This window comes from Streptomyces sp. NPDC048565, from assembly GCF_040650935.1.
GTDB lineage: Bacteria > Actinomycetota > Actinomycetes > Streptomycetales > Streptomycetaceae > Streptomyces.
Genome location: NZ_JBEZIH010000059.1, coordinates 1 through 3,188, shown reverse-complemented (window position 1 = coordinate 3,188; position 3,188 = coordinate 1). Strand labels below are relative to the sequence as shown.

The 3,188-nt window shown below is 72.3% G+C and carries 1 protein-coding gene; it reads left to right on the top strand.

The genetic code is table 11. The annotated features are described in order from the left end of the window. The coding region (locus tag AB0C75_RS35805) for an amino acid adenylation domain-containing protein (protein ID WP_362896713.1) at window positions 1-3,188 on the top strand (3,188 nt) is incomplete at both ends.

The window sequence follows — 3,188 nt, the reverse complement described above, 5'->3', positions numbered from 1 at the left end:
TGGAGGCGTACGCCCATCAGGACCTGCCCTTCGAGCAGCTGGTGGAGGCGCTCAACCCGGAGCGGTCCCTGTCCCGGCAACCCCTCTTCCAGGTGCTGGTCGTCCTGCAGAACGCGCCGGCGGCGGCATATTCCCTGCCCGGCCTGGACATCAGGCCGGTACCGACCGTGCCCGGTGTGTCGAAGTTCGACTACTCGCTCAGCCTGCACGAGACCTACGACACCGAGGGGCGGCCGGACGGTATCGAAGGGTACGTCGAGTACTCGACCGATCTCTTCGACCGGGCTACGGTCGTGCGCACCGTGGAGCTGCTCGACCGGATACTGAGCGGCTTCGCCGAGGACCGCGACCGCCCCATCGGTGAGATCGAGACGGTGACCGGCGAGGACCGTCGGCGGGTGCTGGAGACCTGGAACGAGACCGCGGCGCCACCCGCAGGAGCCGAAGTACCCACACTCTTCGAGCAGCGGGTGGCCGCCGCCCCCGACCGTCCCGCGCTGCTCCACCCGGGCGGGCAGCTCACCTACCGCGAACTGGACGTGCAAGCCAACAAGTTGGCTCATCTGCTGCTGAGGCAAGGCATCGGCCGGGAGGACAGGGTCGCGCTCGCTGTGCCGCGCGGCCCGGAGACCGTGGTGGCGTTACTCGCCGTCCTCAAGGCCGGCGCCGCCTACGTGCCCGTGGACCCGGCCTATCCCCCGGCCCGGATCAGCTACCTCCTCGACGACTCGCGGCCCGCCCTCCTGGTCACCCACGGGCTCACCGACCCACGCCCGGCAGCGGGCGAGGTGCCGGCGCTGCTGCTCGACGCCCCCGAGGTCGTCGCGGCGCTCGACACGGTCCCCGCCACCGCTCCGGACCGCCCGGACGAGCCAGGACGCGCCGCCTACGTCATCTACACCTCGGGCTCCACCGGCCGCCCCAAGGGCGTCGTGGTCACCCACACCGGTGTCGCCGCCCTCGTCGCCTCGCAGCGGGAGCGCTTCGGTGCTGGCCCCGGAAGCCGGGTGCTCCAGTTCGCCTCGCCCAGCTTCGACGCGGCCTTCTGGGAGACCCTGATGGGGCTGCTGACGGGCGCCGCCCTCGTGGTGGCCCCGGCCGACCGGCTGATGCCGGGCGATCCGCTGGCCGGGCTGATCCGGGAGTTCGACGTCACCCACGCCACGCTGCCGCCGTCCGCGCTGCGCGCGCTGGAGGACCGCGAACTGCCCTCGGTCCGTTCACTCGTCGTCGCGGGCGAGACCGTCCCCGCCGACCTGATACGGCAGTGGGCGCCGGAACGCTGCATGATCAATGCGTACGGCCCCACGGAGACCACCGTCTGCGCCACCACCAGCGCCCCGCTGGGCGCCGATGAGGCCCCGCCGCCCATCGGCCGTCCGCTGACAGGCACCCGGGTCTACGTTCTCGACGCGCGGCTGCGCCCGGTGCCGCCCGGGGTGCCCGGCGAGCTGTATGTGAGCGGTCCGGCACTGGCCCGCGGCTACCTGGGCCGGTCGGGACTGACGGCAAGCCGGTTCGTGGCCAGTCCGTTCGGGGCGCCTGGCGAGCGTATGTACCGTACCGGCGACCTCGTGCGGTGGACCGGTGACGGACAGCTGGTGTTCGTCGGGCGCTCCGACGAGCAGGTCAAGATCCGAGGCCATCGTATAGAGCTCGGCGAGATCGAGACCGCGCTCGCCGAACATCCGGCGGTGGCCGCCGCCGCCGTGGCCGTCCACCGTGACCCCCAGGGCGACGCCCGTCTCGCCGCGTACGTCGTCCCGGGCACCGACGGCGTCCCGGCTCTGGAAGAGGCCGGGGACCGCGATCAACTGGACTCCTGGGCCTCGGTGTTCAGCAGGCAGTACGGCGGTGATGAGTCCGGCGCCGGATTCGGTGAGGACTTCTCCGGCTGGCACAGTACCTACGACGGCGGCCCCATCCCGCTCGACGACATGCGGGAGTGGCGCGCGGCGGCCGTGGACGCCATCCGCGCGCTCGAACCCCGGCGGATCCTGGAGATCGGCGTCGGCAGTGGCCTGCTTCTCGCACCGCTGCTCGACCACTGCGAGATGTATTGGGGTACCGACGTCTCGTCCGAAGCGGTCGCCGCCCTCGGAGCCCGGCTGGCCGCCGCCCGTCCCGACGCCGTGGACCGCGTTCGGCTCACCGCCCTCGCGGCCGACGCCTTGGACACGCTGCCCGAGGGCGAGTTCGACACGGTCGTGCTCAACTCCGTCGCCCAGTACTTCCCGAGCGAGCGCTACCTCCTCGACGTCCTCCGCAGTGCGGTCCGGCTGCTGGCTCGCGGCGGCGCTCTCTACCTGGGCGACGTCAGGGACCTCAAGTCGGCGAAGCGGCTGCACCTGGCCGCGCAGACCGGACGCCTCGGCGCGGCCGCACCGGCCGCGGAAGTGCGCACGGCGGCCGGCCTCGCCCTCGCGGAGGAGAAGGAGCTGCTGGTGGACCCCGAGCTGTTCACCTCCTTCGCCGCCAGGTCCACCGGGATCGGGGGCGCCGACATCCGTGTCAAGCGCGGACTCAGGCACAACGAACTCACGCGCTACCGCTACGAAGTGGTGCTTCACAAGAAGCCCGCCGACGAGCTGCTGAGTGTCGCCGACGCTCCTCACGTGACCTGGGAGGAGCTCGGCGGCTCAGCCGAGGCGCTGGCCGCCGCGCTGACGGCGCGGCGCCCTGAGCTGCTGCGGGTGACAGGTGTGCCCAACGCCCGTACGGCGAGTGACCTCACGGACGAGTCGGCGGCCGACGGGCCCGAGCCCGACGAGCTGGCCGAACTCGGCGGGCAGTTCGGCTACGACACCGCTGTCACCTGGTCCGCCGACCGGCGCGAGAGCGAACTCGACATCGTCCTCGTCTCCAGGGCGACCGCGTCCGCCCGTCCGCTGGCCGGCACCCACCGGGCGGGCGCCCCGGTCACCGGCCCGCTCACCAACACCCCGTCCGCCGCACCGCGTTCGAGCCGGCTGAAGGCCGAGCTGCGGGCTCATCTCACCGGGCGGTTGCCGGGGTTCATGGTGCCGGGGGTGTTTGTGGTGGTGGGGGAGTTGCCGTTGACGCCGAACGGGAAGGTGGATCGGCGGGCGTTGTCGGTTCCTTCGGAGGGTGTGGTGCGGGGGGAGGGTGGTCGGTCGGCGGGGTCGCCGGAGGAGGAGATGGTCTGTCGGGTGTTCGCGGAGGTGTTG